This is a genomic window from Acinetobacter sp. YH01018 (assembly GCF_013420295.1).
Classification (GTDB): Bacteria; Pseudomonadota; Gammaproteobacteria; order Pseudomonadales; family Moraxellaceae; genus Acinetobacter.
In genome coordinates, this window is the sequence record NZ_VOYL01000015.1 from 52446 (window position 1) to 65892 (window position 13447).

Consider the following 13447-nt stretch of genomic DNA (forward strand, 5'->3'; position numbering starts at 1 on the left):
TATGCACATGGCTATTGGTTTAGTCGGTCGCAAGTGCGGTATGACTCGTATCTTTACAGATGCTGGTGTTTCTGTACCTGTAACAGTGATTGAGGTTGATCCTAACCGCATCACTCAAATCAAAACGCTTGAAACTGATGGTTATCAAGCGATTCAAATCACTACTGGTGAACGTCGCGAATCTCGCGTAACTAACGCTCAGAAAGGTCACTTCGCTAAAGCGGGTGTTGCTGCTGGTCGTCTGGTTCAAGAATTCCGCGTATCAGAAGCTGAGCTTGAAGGTCGTGAAGTTGGCGCTACTATCGGTGTAGATCTGTTTACAGTAGGTCAAATTGTTGACGTAACTGGTCAGTCTAAAGGTAAAGGCTTCCAAGGTGGTGTTAAGCGTTGGAACTTCCGTACTCAAGACGCTACTCACGGTAACTCTGTTTCTCACCGTGTTCTAGGTTCTACAGGTCAAAACCAGACTCCTGGTCGCGTGTTCAAAGGCAAAAAAATGGCTGGCCATTTAGGTGCTGAACGCGTAACTACACAGGGTCTTGAAATCGTTGCTATCGACGCTGAACGTTCAGTTCTGGTTGTTAAAGGCGCGGTTCCTGGTGCTACTGGTGGCGACGTAACTGTTCGTCCTACGATCAAGGCCTGAGGGGAAATAACGTGAATTTAAATACTGTTTCCGGCTCTGCTGTTGAATTATCTGAAGTTGCTTTCGGTCGTGAATTTAACGAAGCTCTTGTACACCAAGTTGTTACAGCTTATTTGGCTGGTGGTCGTCAAGGTTCGAAAGCTCAGAAATCACGTGCTGACGTATCTGGCGGTGGTAAAAAGCCATTCCGTCAAAAAGGTACTGGCCGTGCGCGTGCTGGTTCTATTCGTAGCCCGATCTGGGTAGGTGGTGGTAAAACTTTTGCCGCTCGTCCACAAGATTGGTCTCAAAAAGTTAACCGTAAAATGTACCGCGGTGCTATGCAATGCATCCTGGCTGAACTTGTTCGTCAAGATCGCTTGGTTTTAGTTGAAGAGTTTGCTGTTGCTGCTCCAAAAACTAAAGAGTTGCTTGCAAAACTTAACGACTTGAATGCTACTCGTGCATTAATCGTTACTGATGCTGTTGATGAGAACTTGTATCTTGCTGCACGCAACATTCCACACGTTGATGTGGTTGATGCTGCTGCAATTGATCCTGTTAGCTTGATCGCGTTCGACAAAGTTGTTATGTCTGTAGCTGCTGCTAAGAAAATTGAGGTAGAACTCGGATGAACAACGAACGTATCTATCAAGTCCTGCAAGGACCTGTATTCTCAGAAAAAGCACAAGTTTTAGGTGAAACTGCTGGTGTTCAAGTTTTTAAAGTTGCATTAAATGCAAACAAACTTGAAATCAAAAAAGCAGTGGAACAACTCTTTGGTGTTCAAGTTGTTAAAGTTAACACAACGATCACTAAAGGTAAGACTAAACGCTTTGGTAAAACATTAGGACGTCGTTCTGATGTTAAAAAAGCATACGTCACCCTGAAAGCTGGCCAAGATGTTGAAATGGCTGACTTGGGCGATACCGCTGAAAGCGCAGCGGAATAAGGACGAGAATTATGCCTATTCAAAAATGTAAGCCAACGTCACCAGGACGTCGCTTTGTAGAGAAAGTCGTTCACGACCATCTTCACAAAGGCGCGCCTTATGCTCCGTTGGTTGAAGCTAAAAAACGTACTGGTGGTCGTAATAACAACGGTCACATTACAACTCGTCACGTTGGTGGTGGTCATAAACAACACTACCGTATCGTTGACTTCAAACGTAACAAAGACGGCATTCCAGCTGTAGTTGAACGTATTGAATACGATCCTAACCGTACAGCTCATATTGCTTTATTGAAATATGCTGACGGTGAACGTCGTTACATCATTGCGCCTAAAGGTTTGCGTGCTGGTGATAAAGTACAATCTGGTAACGATGCTCCAATTCGTCCAGGTAACTGCTTGCCACTTCGCAACATGCCTATCGGTTCTACTCTTCACAACATCGAGCTTAAAATCGGTAAAGGCGCGCAATTAGCTCGTTCAGCTGGTACTTCTGTTCAGTTGTTGGGTCGTGACGGTTCTTACGCTATCGTTCGTTTACGTTCTGGTGAAATGCGTAAAATTCACGTTGAATGCCGTGCTGTTTTGGGTGAAGTTTCTAACTCAGAAAGCAACCTTCGTTCACTAGGTAAAGCTGGTGCATCACGCTGGCGTGGTGTTCGTCCTACCGTTCGTGGTATGGCGATGAACCCAGTTGACCATCCACACGGTGGTGGTGAAGGGCGTAACAAAGGTATTCAACCTGTAAGCCCATGGGGTCAAAAAGCTAAAGGGTACAAGACACGTACCAACAAGCGTACGACTAAGATGATTATTCGCGACCGTCGCGTTAAGTAACAAGTAAAGGAATCTGACAATGCCTCGTTCTCTGAAAAAAGGCCCATTCGTCGATGCGCACTTGTTCGCTAAGGTTGAAGCGGCTGTAGCGAGTAACTCTCGCAAGCCGATCAAAACTTGGTCGCGTCGTTCGATGATTCTCCCAGATTTTGTTGGTCTAACAATTTCTGTTCATAATGGTCGTAACCATGTTCCAGTGATTGTATCTGAACACATGGTTGGTCATAAACTCGGTGAATTCGCGCCAACTCGTACCTATCGTGGTCACGGTGTTGACAAGAAATCTAAACGTTAAGGTGCGATGATGGAAGTTACTGCTAAATTACGCGGTGCCGCTATCTCGGCACAAAAAGCACGTTTGGTTGCAGATCTGATCCGTGGCAAATCTGTTGCTCACGCTTTAAATATCTTGAACTTCAGCAACAAAAAAGCTGCAGTTTTAGTTAAAAAAGCGTTGGAATCTGCGATTGCAAACGCTGAACATAATAACAGTTTAGATGTAGACGACCTTACAGTATCTACGATTTACGTTGACGAAGGCATCAGCCTTAAACGTATTATGCCACGTGCTAAAGGCCGTGCAGATCGTATTACTAAGCGTACTTGTCACATCACCGTTAAGGTAGGGGTTTGATATGGGTCAGAAGGTTCATCCAATCGGTATCCGCCTAGGTGTTGTGAAACGTCATAACGCTAACTGGTATGCGAATCCGAAACAATACGCTGAATACTTGCTTAAAGATTTGCAAGTTCGTGAGTTTTTAATTAAAAAACTTAAGAATGCAATGATCAGCAATATTCTTATCGAACGTCCTACAGGCGCTGCTAAAATTACTATTAGCACTGCTCGTCCTGGTATCGTTATCGGTAAAAAAGGCGAAGACATTGAAAAATTACAACGCGAATTAACATCTATTATGGGTGTTCCTGCGCAAGTAAGCATCAACGAAATCGATCGCCCAGACTTAGACGCTCGTTTAGTTGCTGAAGCGATCGCTTCTCAATTAGAGAAACGTGTAATGTTCCGTCGTGCTATGAAGCGTGCGGTTCAGAACACGATGCGTGCTGGTGCTAAAGGTATCAAAGTTGAAGTTTCTGGTCGTTTAGGTGGTGCTGAGATTGCTCGTACTGAGTGGTATCGTGAAGGTCGTGTACCTTTGCATACGCTTCGTGCAGACATCGACTACGCTACTATGCGTGCTGAAACGACTTACGGTACGATTGGTGTTAAAGTTTGGATTTTCCGTGGTGAGATTTTAGGTGGCATGAAACAAGTCATGAACCCTGCTCCTGCTGAAGAACGTCCAGCTAAACGCGGTCGCGGTCGTGGTGAAGGTCAAGAGCGTCGTGGTCGTCGCAATGATCGTTCTGCTGAAAAAGGAGAATAATCCATGTTGCAACCTAAACGTACTAAATTCCGCAAAGTGCAAAAAGGCCGTAACACTGGTCTAGCACACCGTGGTAGCACAGTATCTTTCGGTACTATCGCACTTAAATCTATTGAACGTGGTCAAATGACTGCGCGTCAAATTGAAGCTGCGCGTCGTACAATTAGCCGTCGTATTAAACGTGGTGGTAAGATCTTTATCCGTGTTTTCCCGGACAAGCCAATTACTGAAAAACCATTAGAAGTTCGTATGGGTAAAGGTAAAGGTTCTGTGGAATACTGGGTTTGCCAAATCAAACCAGGTAAAGTCTTGTACGAAATTGATGGTGTGAACGAAGAATTAGCACGTGAAGCATTTACGCTTGCAGCTGCTAAACTTCCGTTTAAAACCACTATCGTGACTCGGACGGTAATGTAATGAAAACTAAAGATCTACGTGAAAAATCGGTAGAAGAGTTGACAGCTTTGCTTGATGAGCAACAGCTTAACCAATTCCGTCTTCGTATGGCTAAGGCAACTGGTCAATTGGGTAAATCGCATGAAGTTGCGCTTACTCGTAAGACTATTGCTCGTATCAAGACACTCCTTACCGAAAAACAGGGGAACGGACAATGAGTGAACAAACAGTTCGCACGTTAACCGGTAAAGTTGTAAGCGACAAAATGGACAAGTCTATTGTTGTGCTTATTGAACGCCGCGTTCAACACCCGTTGTATGGCAAATCAATCCGCCGTTCAACTAAATTACACGCTCATGATGAGAACAATGTTGCTAAAACTGGCGACGTAGTGACCATTAAAGAAAGCCGCCCAATTTCTAAAACTAAGTCTTGGACTTTAGTTGAAGTGATTGAAGCAGCTGCTGAGTAATTAGACGTTCTTGTTGCATCATCGGTTAATTTCGAGTACTCTTTGAGCCTTTCGAAATGTGACCGGTGATGCTCGGTTTTGGAGTAGGGCAATGATTCAAACCGAAAGTATGCTCGACGTAGCAGACAACAGTGGTGCTCGCCGCGTACAATGTATTAAAGTACTTGGTGGTTCACATCGTCGTTATGCTTCTGTTGGCGACATTATTAAAGTTACTGTAAAAGAAGCTATTCCACGCGCACGTGTTAAAAAAGGTGACGTGATGAATGCTGTAGTTGTACGTACAAAATTTGGTATCCGTCGTCCAGACGGTTCAGTGATTCGTTTCGACGATAACGCTGCTGTAATTTTGAACAACAACAAAGCGCCGATTGCAACTCGTATTTTCGGACCAGTGACTCGTGAACTTCGTACTGAACAGTTCATGAAAATCATTTCATTGGCTCCTGAAGTTCTATAAGAGGCACTCATGGCTAAGATTAAAAAAGGCGATCAAGTAATTGTGATCGCAGGTAAAGAAAAAGGCAAACAGGGTACTGTGTTGTCAGTTTCTAATGACCGCGTTAAGGTTGAAGGCCTTAACTTGGTGAAGAAGCATCAAAAGCCTAACCGAGCTACTGGCGCTGAAGGCGGCATCGTAACTCAAGAAGCTGAGCTTCATATCTCAAACGTGGCAATTTTTAATGCTACAACCCAAAAGGCTGACCGTGTTGGTTACCAAACGATTGAAGGCGTGAAAACTCGCGTTTATAAATCTAACGGTGAATCAGTGGCGGTAGCGAAGTAATAGGTTGAAATAGGCAATGGCCAGACTTAAAACACGTTACAACGACGTACTTAAAGCTCAGTTACAAGAGCAATTGGGCGTTAAAAATGTGATGGAGATTCCTCGCATCACTAAAATCACCATTAACATGGGTGTTGGTGCGGCATCAGCTGACAAGAAATTGTTAGATGGCGCTCTTTCTGATATGCAAGCGATTGCTGGTCAAAAACCAGTTCTTACTCTAGCTCGCAAATCAATCGCTGGTTTCAAAATCCGTGATGGTTGGCCGATTGGTTGTAAAGTTACTTTACGCGGCGAACAAATGTACGAATTCTTAGACCGTTTGATCTCTATCGCGATCCCTCGTATTCGTGACTTCCGCGGTTTTTCTGCGAAATCATTTGATGGTCGTGGTAACTATTCGATGGGTTTGAAGGAACAAATCATGTTCCCTGAAATCGATTTCGATAAGATTGATCGTATTCGTGGTATGGACATTACCATTACTACGACTGCTCGCACCGATGACGAAGGCCGTGCGCTTATGCGTGCATTCGGCTTCCCGTTCAAATAAGAGGTCGATATGGCTAAGAAAGGTATGATTAATCGCGAATTGAAACGCGAAAAAACAGTTGCTAAATTTGCTGCAAAACGTGCTGAATTAAAAGCTACGATTGCAAATGTAAATGCGAGCGACGAAGAACGTTTCGATGCGATGATGAAGTTACAGGCATTACCACGTAATGCGTCTCCAGTACGTCTACGTAACCGTTGTGGTTTAACTGGTCGTCCTCATGGTTACTTCCGTAAGTTCGGTTTAAGCCGTAACAAATTACGCGATACAGTAATGCAAGGTGATGTACCGGGCGTTGTTAAGGCAAGCTGGTAAGGAGCACTATAAATGAGTATGCAAGATACCGTTGCCGACATGTTAACCCGTGTTCGTAACGCACAAATGGCAAAGAAACAAACTGTTTCTATGCCAAATTCTAAGTTGAAGGTTGCAATTGCAAACGTACTTCAACAAGAAGGTTATATTTCAAACGTAGAAGTTGCAGATGCTGAAGGCAAACCAACTTTAACACTTACGTTAAAATATTTTGAAGGCAAACCAGTTATCGAAACTGTGAAACGTGTAAGCCGTCCAGGTCTACGTCAGTATCGCGGTAAAGATGCACTTCCTAGCGTTAAGCAAGGTTTGGGTATTGCAATTGTTTCTACAAGCAAAGGCATCATGACTGATCGCGCTGCACGTGCTGCGGGCATCGGTGGTGAAGTTATTGCTTTTGTTTCTTAATAGGTGATTCCTCATGTCTCGTGTGGCTAAAGCCCCAGTAACTGTACCTAACGGTGTAACAGTTACTCAGAACGGCCGGCAGGTCGAAGTGAAAGGCAGCAAAGGTACATTGTCTTTCAACCTGCATGCGCTGGTCGAGCTAAAACAGGAAGAAGGTCAACTTCAAATTGCTCCTAAAGCTGAGTCGAAAGACGCTTGGATGCAAGCTGGTACTGCTCGCGCTGTGTTAAACAACCTTGTAAAAGGTGTTAGCGAAGGTTTCGAACGCAAGTTACAACTTATCGGTGTTGGGTATAAAGCTGCGGTTAAAGGTAACGTTGTTAACCTTAACCTTGGTTTCTCTCACCCGATTGATTACAACCTTCCAGAAGGTGTAACTGCTGAAACTCCTACAGCGACTGAAATCATTCTTAAATCTGCTGATAAAGCAGCTTTAGGTCAAGTTGCTGCAGATATCCGTGGTTACCGTCCACCAGAGCCTTATAAAGGTAAAGGTGTTCGTTATTCTGACGAAGTTGTACTTCGTAAAGAAGCTAAGAAGAAATAAGGCGCGAGGTTCTTATGAACGAAAAGAAACAATCCCGTTTGCGTCGTGCGAAAAGCACACGCTTGCACATTCGTGCATTGGGTGCGACTCGCTTGTGTGTAAACCGCACACCGCGTCACATCTATGCTCAAGTTATCTCAGCAGATGGTGGCAAAGTTTTAGCTCAAGCTTCAACTTTAGATGCTACTTTACGTGCTGGTACAACTGGTAACGTTGATGCGGCTCAAAAAGTGGGTGCTTTAATTGCAGAACGTGCGAAAGCAGCTGGCGTAACTAAAGTTGCATTTGACCGTTCTGGTTTCAAATATCATGGTCGTATCAAAGCCTTGGCTGATGCTGCTCGTGAAAACGGCTTGGAGTTCTAATCATGGCTAAAGTTGAACAAAACGAAGGTCTTGTTGAAAAGCTGGTTGCCGTTGATCGTGTAGCCAAAGTTGTTAAGGGTGGTCGTATCTTCTCTTTCACAGCATTAACTGTTGTGGGTGATGGTAATGGTCGCGTAGGTTTTGGTCGTGGTAAAGCACGTGAAGTTCCAGCTGCTATTTCTAAAGCACTTGAAGCTGCACGTCGTAACATGATTACTGTTGAGCTTGTTAACGGTACTGTACAACACCCTATTAATGCTCGTCATGGTGCAAGCCGCGTTTACATGCAACCTGCTTCTGAAGGTACTGGTGTAATTGCTGGTGGTGCTATGCGTGCAGTTCTAGAAGCTGTTGGCGTACATAACGTATTGACAAAATGCTATGGTTCTACAAACGCTGCTAACGTAGTGAACGCAACTTTTAAAGGTTTGCGTGACATGACTTCTCCTGAGAAAGTCGCTGCGAAACGTGGTCTTTCAGTAGAACAAATTCAAGGGTAATCAATCATGAAAACGATTAAAGTTACCCAGACTAAATCTTCTGCGCACCGCTTGAAAAATCACAAGCTTAGCCTTAAAGGTTTAGGTCTGCGTCGTATTGGTCATACTGTAGAAGTGCAAGATACGCCTTCTAACCGCGGTATGATCAACCAAGTCTACTATATGGTTAGTGTAGAGGAATAAGCCATGACTCTGCGTTTAAATACTATTGCACCTGCAGAAGGTGCTAAACGTGAAAACCTTCGTTTAGGCCGTGGTATCGGTTCTGGCGTTGGTAAGACTGGTGGCCGTGGTGTCAAAGGTCAAAAATCACGTAAGAGCGGTGGCGTACGTCCAGGTTTCGAAGGTGGTCAAACTGCGTTATATCGTCGTTTACCTAAATTCGGCTTCACTAGCCAACTTGCTTTAAAAACTGCTGAAGTACGTTTATCAGAGCTTGCTAAAGTTGAAGGTGATATCATTTCACTTGAAACTTTAAAAGCTGCCAATGTTGTACGTAAAGATATGACTCGTGCTCGTATCGTACTTTCTGGTGATATTACTCGTGCATTCACTGTACAAGGTGTTGCTTTGACTAAAGGCGCTAAAGCTGCTGTTGAAGCTGCTGGCGGTAAAGTCGAGGAGTAATCGCTAGTGTCTATGTCTCCTAGTTCTTCAGGTCATGTCAACATGATGAAAGGCCAGCCATTTCATGTGAAATATCGTGAAATTATTCGTCGATTAATGTTTTTGATTGGCGCATTACTGGTCTTTCGACTAGGAGCACATATTCCGCTGCCGGGTATTGATAATGTCGCTTTAGAACGTTTTTTCAAAGCTAATGAAGGTACTTTCTTAGGTTTGTTTAATATGTTCTCTGGCGGAGCATTAGAGCGAATGTCAATTCTTGCGTTGGGAATCATGCCATATATCTCTGCATCGATTATCGTGCAGTTGATGTCAACAGTCGTTCCTTCGCTGGAAGCGTTAAAGAAAGAAGGCGAGCAGGGTAAGCGTAAGATTAATCAATATACGCGTTACGGCACGTTATTACTTGCATTGGTACAAGGTGTTGGTATGTGTGCTGGTCTGATTAGCCAAGGAATTACCTTGACCTCAGGACTGGCTTTTTACATTCCTGCTGTAACTTCATTGGTTGCAGGCACTATGTTCTTAATGTGGTTAGGAGAGCAAATTACCGAACGTGGTGTTGGTAATGGGATCTCCATGATCATTTTTGCAGGTATCGTTGCTGGTTTGCCAAATATTGTAATTCAAGCATTCACTTCGGTGGATAATGGTCAATCGAGCTTAATTGGTCTGGCTGTATTTGCATTACTTTCAGTTGTGGTTCTTGCTGCGATTGTATTTATTGAAAAGGCACAACGTCGTATACCGGTTAACTATGCTCAAAAGCAACAAGGGCGTCGCGTATTTACTGCACAGCAGACACATTTGCCATTGAAATTAAATATGGCGGGGGTTATTCCAGCAATTTTTGCGAGTTCATTATTGCTGTTCCCTGCAAGTTTAGGTCAATGGTTGGGTAGTTCTGATCCAAATGCAGGAATCGTAAAGCGTAGCCTACAAGATTTGGCATTGGTATTATCGCCTGGACAACCTTTGTATTTGGTGCTCTTCGGTGCGTTAATTATCTTTTTCTGTTATTTCTATACTGCACTTGTGTTCAGTCCTAAAGAAGTATCAGAGAACTTGAAACGCAGCGGAGCTTATGTACCTGGTATTCGCCCAGGTGAGCAAACTGCTCGTTACTTAGATCATATTCTTAATCGTTTGACATTCATTGGTGCAATTTATATTACGGTCATCTGTTTGATGCCAATGATTCTGCAAAGTTCTTTTGGTATTCCATTCCATTTAGGTGGTACATCCTTGCTGATCGTAGTGGTTGTTGTGATGGACTTTATGGCTCAGCTACAAGCCCATCTCACTTCGCACCAGTATGACAATCAAACGTTAATGAGAAAAACGACTGCTCATCCTAAGGGATAAGCGCACTTGAGGTTTCATCATGAAAGTACAAGCTTCTGTTAAAAAAATTTGTGGTAGCTGTAAAGTTATCCGTCGTAATGGGGTTATCCGCGTTATTTGTAGCGCTGAACCTCGTCATAAGCAGCGTCAAGGTTAATCTGATCAAGACCTGTTGATTTCAGTAGGCTAATTAGGTTATTATCCGCCCCTCAAGATATTTGTGGGGCGGTTGATTATCTCTACTGCCTTTTTGGAGAAAGTGAATGGCTCGTATTGCCGGTGTAAACATTCCGGATAACAAGCATGCTGTTATCTCCCTCACGTATATTTTTGGTATCGGTCGCCACACTGCTAAGAACATCTTAGCTGCTGCTGGTATTGCACCAACTACTAAGATCCGTGAATTGGATGATGCTCAGCTTGATGCGATTCGTGCAGAAATTACCAAGGTTCCGACCGAAGGTGATTTACGTCGCGAAATTTCCATGAACATTAAACGTTTAATGGATTTAGGCTGCTACCGCGGTCTTCGTCATCGTCGCAGCTTGCCTGTCCGTGGACAACGCACCAAAACTAACGCACGTACCCGTAAAGGTCCGCGCAAACCTATTAAGAAATAAGATTTCTGGAAGCTAAAAGATGGCTAAAGATACTCGCACACGCAAGAAGGTCACTCGTACCGTCTCTGAAGGTGTTGCACACATTCACGCTTCTTTTAATAACACCATTGTGACTATTACCGATCGTCAAGGTAATGCACTGGCTTGGGCCACTTCAGGTGGACAAGGCTTCCGTGGATCACGTAAATCAACTCCGTTTGCTGCTCAGGTAGCTGCTGAAGTTGCTGGTAAAGCAGCTTTGGATTACGGTTTGAAAAACTTGGATGTCCTTGTAAAAGGTCCTGGTCCTGGTCGTGAGTCTGCGGTTCGTGCTTTAGGTGCAGTGGGTTATAAAATTAACAGCATTACCGATGTGACGCCAATCCCGCACAACGGTTGTCGTCCACCTAAAAAACGTCGTGTGTAAGGAGAATCATTCATGGCTCGTTATATTGGTCCAAAATGCAAACTCTCTCGCCGCGAAGGGACAGACCTGCAATTAAAATCTGGCGTTAAACCATTTGACGTTAAGACAAAAAAACATGCTAAAGCACCTGGCCAACATGGCGGGGCTCGTGGCAGCAAACAATCTGAGTACTCACTACAATTACGTGAAAAACAAAAAGTACGTCGTATGTACGGTGTGTTAGAACGTCAATTTAGTAACTACTATAAAGAAGCTGCTCGTGTTAAAGGCGCAACAGGTGAAAACTTGTTGAAACTGCTTGAAAGCCGCCTTGATAACGTAGTTTATCGCATGGGTTTTGGTTCTACACGTGCAGAAGCTCGTCAGCTTGTATCTCACCGTAGCATTACTTTGAATGGTCGTCGTGTTAACATCGCGTCTATCCAAGTTAAAGCTGGCGATGTAATCGCAGTTCACGAAGGTGCTAAACAACAATTGCGTATTAAAGGCGCAATTGAATTGGCTGCTCAACGTGGTATTCCTTCTTGGATGGAAGTTGACCATTCAAAACTAGAAGGTACGTTTAAAGCTGCACCGGATCGTTCTGATTTACCTGCTGAAATCAACGAAAGCTTGATTGTAGAATTGTATTCTAAATAATCCTTGAGGTAGCAATAATGACGCGTACTGCAAATGAGTTTCTAACTCCGCAAGCGATCAAGGTCGAAGCGGCTAGCGGGACCTCGGCAAAAGTGATTCTGGAACCATTAGAGCGTGGCTTTGGTCATACTCTTGGTAATGCTTTACGTCGTATCCTTCTTTCTTCTTTACCTGGCGCTGCTGTGGTTGAAGTTGAAATAGAAGGGGTTGAGCACGAGTACAGTACCTTGGAAGGCTTGCAGCAGGACATCGTCGAGCTCTTGCTGAACCTAAAAGGATTGTCGATTAAGCTGTTCGATCAAAACGAAGCATATTTGACATTAGAAAAACAAGGTCCAGGCGATGTAACAGCCGCTGATCTTCGTTTACCTCATAATGTTGAAGTGGTAAACCCTGAGCATTTGATCGGCACTTTAAGTGCTTCAGGCAATTTAAAAATGCGCCTGAAAGTTTCTCAAGGTCGTGGTTATGAAACTTCTGACTCACGTTTCCCAGAAGGCGAGACTCGCCCTGTGGGTCGCTTACAGTTAGATGCTTCTTATAGCCCAATCAAACGTGTGTCTTATACAGTAGAAAATGCTCGTGTAGAACAACGTACTGACCTTGATAAACTGATCATTGATCTTGAAACAAACGGTACAGTTGATCCTGAAGAAGCAATCCGTAAAGCGGCAACAATCTTGCAACAACAAATTGCAATTTTTGTTGATCTTCAGAAAGATCAAGCTCCTGTTGCTCAAGAGCCTCGCGAAGAAGTGGATCCAATCTTGCTTCGTCCAGTAGATGATCTAGAGCTTACTGTTCGTTCTGCTAACTGTTTGAAAGCAGAAAATATTTACTACATCGGTGATTTGGTTCAACGTACTGAAGTGGAGTTGTTAAAAACTCCTAACCTCGGTAAAAAATCGTTAACTGAAATCAAAGATGTTCTGGCTTCTAAAGGCTTACAACTCGGCATGCGTTTAGAGAACTGGCCACCAGCTAGTCTCCGTATGGACGACCGTTTTGCCTATCGTAGCCGTTAATTAAGTAGGACTATCACCATGCGTCATCGTAATAGTGGTGTGAAATTAGGCCGTACAAGCAGTCATCGTAAAGCGATGTTCCAAAACATGGCTAACTCTTTGTTCGAGCACGAGTTGATTAAAACAACTGTGCCTAAAGCTAAAGAGTTACGTCGTGTAGCTGAGCCTTTAATCACTTTAGCTAAAAACGATACTGTTGCAAACCGTCGTTTGGCGTTTGCTCGTACTCGTTCAGCAGCAACTGTTGGTAAATTATTTACCGTTCTTGGCCCTCGTTACAAAGAACGTAACGGCGGTTATCTACGTGTTCTTAAAGCGGGCTTCCGTGCAGGTGATGCTGCACCGATGGCTTACGTTGAGCTAGTAGATCGCGAAGTTAACTAATTTCGCAAGAAGAGCTTCAGTTGTTCTAAAAAAGACCGGTGTTTCACCGGTCTTTTTTATGCCTGATGATTTTTAATTCTCTGATAATTTAAACTTTTGTCCTGAACTGACATATTTTTTATGACTTTCATCTTTGTACACGACAAAAAAAGATAACTCATTGAAATAATGGCATAATACTTGTTTTCTGACGACGAATATGATGACACATTTCAATGAGTTACATCTCATCTTAAACAAATATCTAAAGTGGAACAA

At 43.7% G+C, this 13447-nt stretch carries 27 protein-coding genes; all 27 read left to right on the top strand.

All coding sequences use genetic code 11. From position 1 onward, the window contains the following. The first annotated feature begins 7 nt into the window (after positions 1-7). The 27 genes from rplC to rplQ all read left to right on the top strand — a co-directional run bounded on the left by rplC (position 8) and on the right by rplQ (position 13189). Entirely contained in the window at positions 8-646 is a 639-nt protein-coding gene (rplC, locus tag FTT83_RS07410) for a 50S ribosomal protein L3 (RefSeq protein WP_086195775.1), read from the top strand. Positions 647-657: 11 nt separating this feature from the next. After that, complete coding sequence (gene rplD, locus FTT83_RS07415; protein ID WP_086195774.1) at positions 658-1260, top strand: 50S ribosomal protein L4; 603 nt, start codon at positions 658-660, stop codon at positions 1258-1260. Beyond that, on the top strand, positions 1257-1577 hold the full coding sequence (gene rplW, locus FTT83_RS07420; protein WP_086195773.1) for a 50S ribosomal protein L23: 321 nt from the start codon (positions 1257-1259) through the stop codon (positions 1575-1577). Before rplD ends, rplW begins: the two co-directional genes overlap by 4 nt. A gap of 11 nt (positions 1578-1588) precedes the next feature. Continuing rightward, on the top strand, positions 1589-2413 hold the full coding sequence (gene rplB / locus FTT83_RS07425) for a 50S ribosomal protein L2 (RefSeq protein WP_086195772.1): 825 nt from the start codon (positions 1589-1591) through the stop codon (positions 2411-2413). Between the two features lie 19 nt (positions 2414-2432). Further along, positions 2433-2708: a 30S ribosomal protein S19 gene (gene rpsS, locus FTT83_RS07430; RefSeq protein ID WP_004869548.1), complete on the top strand. Its 276-nt coding sequence runs from the start codon at positions 2433-2435 to the stop codon at positions 2706-2708. Between the two features lie 9 nt (positions 2709-2717). Beyond that, on the top strand, positions 2718-3047 hold the full coding sequence (rplV, locus tag FTT83_RS07435) for a 50S ribosomal protein L22 (RefSeq protein WP_086195771.1): 330 nt from the start codon (positions 2718-2720) through the stop codon (positions 3045-3047). A gap of 1 nt (position 3048) precedes the next feature. Beyond that, positions 3049-3801 (top strand): 30S ribosomal protein S3, encoded by a 753-nt coding sequence (gene rpsC / locus FTT83_RS07440; RefSeq protein ID WP_086195770.1) that lies wholly within the window; start codon positions 3049-3051, stop codon positions 3799-3801. A 3-nt stretch (positions 3802-3804) separates the two neighbouring features. Next, positions 3805-4218, top strand: coding sequence for a 50S ribosomal protein L16 (gene rplP, locus FTT83_RS07445; protein ID WP_067669331.1), 414 nt, complete (start codon positions 3805-3807; stop codon positions 4216-4218). Continuing rightward, the gene (gene rpmC / locus FTT83_RS07450) at positions 4218-4415 is read left to right on the top strand and encodes a 50S ribosomal protein L29 (protein WP_004650482.1); all 198 of its coding nucleotides are present in this window, start codon (positions 4218-4220) and stop codon (positions 4413-4415) included. Before rplP ends, rpmC begins: the two co-directional genes overlap by 1 nt. After that, positions 4412-4669 carry a 30S ribosomal protein S17 gene (gene rpsQ, locus FTT83_RS07455; RefSeq protein WP_086195769.1) on the top strand — a complete coding sequence of 86 codons (258 nt, stop codon included), beginning with the start codon at positions 4412-4414 and terminating at the stop codon, positions 4667-4669. Before rpmC ends, rpsQ begins: the two co-directional genes overlap by 4 nt. A 91-nt stretch (positions 4670-4760) precedes the next feature. Then, a complete protein-coding gene (rplN, locus tag FTT83_RS07460) occupies positions 4761-5129 on the top strand; it encodes a 50S ribosomal protein L14 (protein ID WP_004657680.1) in 369 nt (122 codons plus the stop codon). Positions 5130-5138: 9 nt separating this feature from the next. After that, positions 5139-5456 carry a 50S ribosomal protein L24 gene (gene rplX, locus FTT83_RS07465; RefSeq protein ID WP_086195768.1) on the top strand — a complete coding sequence of 106 codons (318 nt, stop codon included), beginning with the start codon at positions 5139-5141 and terminating at the stop codon, positions 5454-5456. 16 nt (positions 5457-5472) lie between these two features. Beyond that, positions 5473-6009: a 50S ribosomal protein L5 gene (rplE, locus tag FTT83_RS07470; RefSeq protein WP_086195767.1), complete on the top strand. Its 537-nt coding sequence runs from the start codon at positions 5473-5475 to the stop codon at positions 6007-6009. 9 nt (positions 6010-6018) lie between these two features. Then, positions 6019-6324: a 30S ribosomal protein S14 gene (gene rpsN / locus FTT83_RS07475; protein WP_086174452.1), complete on the top strand. Its 306-nt coding sequence runs from the start codon at positions 6019-6021 to the stop codon at positions 6322-6324. 12 nt (positions 6325-6336) lie between these two features. Next, positions 6337-6732: a 30S ribosomal protein S8 gene (gene rpsH, locus FTT83_RS07480; RefSeq protein WP_086195766.1), complete on the top strand. Its 396-nt coding sequence runs from the start codon at positions 6337-6339 to the stop codon at positions 6730-6732. Positions 6733-6745: 13 nt separating this feature from the next. Then, the gene (rplF, locus tag FTT83_RS07485; protein WP_086195765.1) at positions 6746-7279 is read left to right on the top strand and encodes a 50S ribosomal protein L6; all 534 of its coding nucleotides are present in this window, start codon (positions 6746-6748) and stop codon (positions 7277-7279) included. 14 nt (positions 7280-7293) lie between these two features. Continuing rightward, complete coding sequence (gene rplR / locus FTT83_RS07490; RefSeq protein WP_086195764.1) at positions 7294-7644, top strand: 50S ribosomal protein L18; 351 nt, start codon at positions 7294-7296, stop codon at positions 7642-7644. A 2-nt stretch (positions 7645-7646) separates the two neighbouring features. Next, positions 7647-8144 carry a 30S ribosomal protein S5 gene (rpsE, locus tag FTT83_RS07495; protein ID WP_086195763.1) on the top strand — a complete coding sequence of 166 codons (498 nt, stop codon included), beginning with the start codon at positions 7647-7649 and terminating at the stop codon, positions 8142-8144. Positions 8145-8150: 6 nt separating this feature from the next. Beyond that, the gene (rpmD, locus tag FTT83_RS07500; protein ID WP_067762901.1) at positions 8151-8327 is read left to right on the top strand and encodes a 50S ribosomal protein L30; all 177 of its coding nucleotides are present in this window, start codon (positions 8151-8153) and stop codon (positions 8325-8327) included. 3 nt (positions 8328-8330) lie between these two features. Then, positions 8331-8771 carry a 50S ribosomal protein L15 gene (gene rplO, locus FTT83_RS07505; RefSeq protein WP_086195762.1) on the top strand — a complete coding sequence of 147 codons (441 nt, stop codon included), beginning with the start codon at positions 8331-8333 and terminating at the stop codon, positions 8769-8771. Between the two features lie 45 nt (positions 8772-8816). Further along, on the top strand, positions 8817-10136 hold the full coding sequence (secY, locus tag FTT83_RS07510; RefSeq protein ID WP_180176471.1) for a preprotein translocase subunit SecY: 1320 nt from the start codon (positions 8817-8819) through the stop codon (positions 10134-10136). Between the two features lie 19 nt (positions 10137-10155). Next, positions 10156-10272 (top strand): 50S ribosomal protein L36, encoded by a 117-nt coding sequence (gene rpmJ, locus FTT83_RS07515; RefSeq protein ID WP_000867907.1) that lies wholly within the window; start codon positions 10156-10158, stop codon positions 10270-10272. A 106-nt stretch (positions 10273-10378) separates the two neighbouring features. Next, positions 10379-10735 carry a 30S ribosomal protein S13 gene (rpsM, locus tag FTT83_RS07520; RefSeq protein ID WP_086174447.1) on the top strand — a complete coding sequence of 119 codons (357 nt, stop codon included), beginning with the start codon at positions 10379-10381 and terminating at the stop codon, positions 10733-10735. Between the two features lie 19 nt (positions 10736-10754). After that, a complete protein-coding gene (gene rpsK / locus FTT83_RS07525; protein WP_001040166.1) occupies positions 10755-11141 on the top strand; it encodes a 30S ribosomal protein S11 in 387 nt (128 codons plus the stop codon). A gap of 12 nt (positions 11142-11153) precedes the next feature. Beyond that, entirely contained in the window at positions 11154-11780 is a 627-nt protein-coding gene (rpsD, locus tag FTT83_RS07530; RefSeq protein WP_086195760.1) for a 30S ribosomal protein S4, read from the top strand. A 17-nt stretch (positions 11781-11797) separates the two neighbouring features. Beyond that, positions 11798-12805 (top strand): DNA-directed RNA polymerase subunit alpha, encoded by a 1008-nt coding sequence (locus FTT83_RS07535; protein ID WP_004869497.1) that lies wholly within the window; start codon positions 11798-11800, stop codon positions 12803-12805. A gap of 18 nt (positions 12806-12823) precedes the next feature. Then, positions 12824-13189: a 50S ribosomal protein L17 gene (rplQ, locus tag FTT83_RS07540; RefSeq protein WP_004281488.1), complete on the top strand. Its 366-nt coding sequence runs from the start codon at positions 12824-12826 to the stop codon at positions 13187-13189. Positions 13190-13447 lie beyond the last annotated feature (258 nt).

What these genes read in the sequence shown, in the direction of transcription:
- rpmD (WP_067762901.1), top strand. Translation starts at nt 8,151, where the DNA reads ATGAAAACGATTAAAGTTACCCAGACTAAATCTTCTGCGCACCGCTTG.
- rplN (WP_004657680.1), top strand. Translation starts at nt 4,761, where the DNA reads ATGATTCAAACCGAAAGTATGCTCGACGTAGCAGACAACAGTGGTGCT.
- rplP (WP_067669331.1), top strand. Translation starts at nt 3,805, where the DNA reads ATGTTGCAACCTAAACGTACTAAATTCCGCAAAGTGCAAAAAGGCCGT.
- rplC (WP_086195775.1), top strand. Translation starts at nt 8, where the DNA reads ATGGCTATTGGTTTAGTCGGTCGCAAGTGCGGTATGACTCGTATCTTT.
- rpsC (WP_086195770.1), top strand. Translation starts at nt 3,049, where the DNA reads ATGGGTCAGAAGGTTCATCCAATCGGTATCCGCCTAGGTGTTGTGAAA.
- rpsH (WP_086195766.1), top strand. Translation starts at nt 6,337, where the DNA reads ATGAGTATGCAAGATACCGTTGCCGACATGTTAACCCGTGTTCGTAAC.
- rplF (WP_086195765.1), top strand. Translation starts at nt 6,746, where the DNA reads ATGTCTCGTGTGGCTAAAGCCCCAGTAACTGTACCTAACGGTGTAACA.
- rplB (WP_086195772.1), top strand. Translation starts at nt 1,589, where the DNA reads ATGCCTATTCAAAAATGTAAGCCAACGTCACCAGGACGTCGCTTTGTA.
- rpsK (WP_001040166.1), top strand. Translation starts at nt 10,755, where the DNA reads ATGGCTAAAGATACTCGCACACGCAAGAAGGTCACTCGTACCGTCTCT.
- rpsQ (WP_086195769.1), top strand. Translation starts at nt 4,412, where the DNA reads ATGAGTGAACAAACAGTTCGCACGTTAACCGGTAAAGTTGTAAGCGAC.
- rplQ (WP_004281488.1), top strand. Translation starts at nt 12,824, where the DNA reads ATGCGTCATCGTAATAGTGGTGTGAAATTAGGCCGTACAAGCAGTCAT.
- secY (WP_180176471.1), top strand. Translation starts at nt 8,817, where the DNA reads ATGAAAGGCCAGCCATTTCATGTGAAATATCGTGAAATTATTCGTCGA.
- rpsS (WP_004869548.1), top strand. Translation starts at nt 2,433, where the DNA reads ATGCCTCGTTCTCTGAAAAAAGGCCCATTCGTCGATGCGCACTTGTTC.
- rpmC (WP_004650482.1), top strand. Translation starts at nt 4,218, where the DNA reads ATGAAAACTAAAGATCTACGTGAAAAATCGGTAGAAGAGTTGACAGCT.
- rplW (WP_086195773.1), top strand. Translation starts at nt 1,257, where the DNA reads ATGAACAACGAACGTATCTATCAAGTCCTGCAAGGACCTGTATTCTCA.
- rplO (WP_086195762.1), top strand. Translation starts at nt 8,331, where the DNA reads ATGACTCTGCGTTTAAATACTATTGCACCTGCAGAAGGTGCTAAACGT.
- rplE (WP_086195767.1), top strand. Translation starts at nt 5,473, where the DNA reads ATGGCCAGACTTAAAACACGTTACAACGACGTACTTAAAGCTCAGTTA.
- rpsN (WP_086174452.1), top strand. Translation starts at nt 6,019, where the DNA reads ATGGCTAAGAAAGGTATGATTAATCGCGAATTGAAACGCGAAAAAACA.
- rpmJ (WP_000867907.1), top strand. Translation starts at nt 10,156, where the DNA reads ATGAAAGTACAAGCTTCTGTTAAAAAAATTTGTGGTAGCTGTAAAGTT.
- rpsM (WP_086174447.1), top strand. Translation starts at nt 10,379, where the DNA reads ATGGCTCGTATTGCCGGTGTAAACATTCCGGATAACAAGCATGCTGTT.
- rpsE (WP_086195763.1), top strand. Translation starts at nt 7,647, where the DNA reads ATGGCTAAAGTTGAACAAAACGAAGGTCTTGTTGAAAAGCTGGTTGCC.
- rplV (WP_086195771.1), top strand. Translation starts at nt 2,718, where the DNA reads ATGGAAGTTACTGCTAAATTACGCGGTGCCGCTATCTCGGCACAAAAA.
- FTT83_RS07535 (WP_004869497.1), top strand. Translation starts at nt 11,798, where the DNA reads ATGACGCGTACTGCAAATGAGTTTCTAACTCCGCAAGCGATCAAGGTC.
- rplR (WP_086195764.1), top strand. Translation starts at nt 7,294, where the DNA reads ATGAACGAAAAGAAACAATCCCGTTTGCGTCGTGCGAAAAGCACACGC.
- rpsD (WP_086195760.1), top strand. Translation starts at nt 11,154, where the DNA reads ATGGCTCGTTATATTGGTCCAAAATGCAAACTCTCTCGCCGCGAAGGG.
- rplX (WP_086195768.1), top strand. Translation starts at nt 5,139, where the DNA reads ATGGCTAAGATTAAAAAAGGCGATCAAGTAATTGTGATCGCAGGTAAA.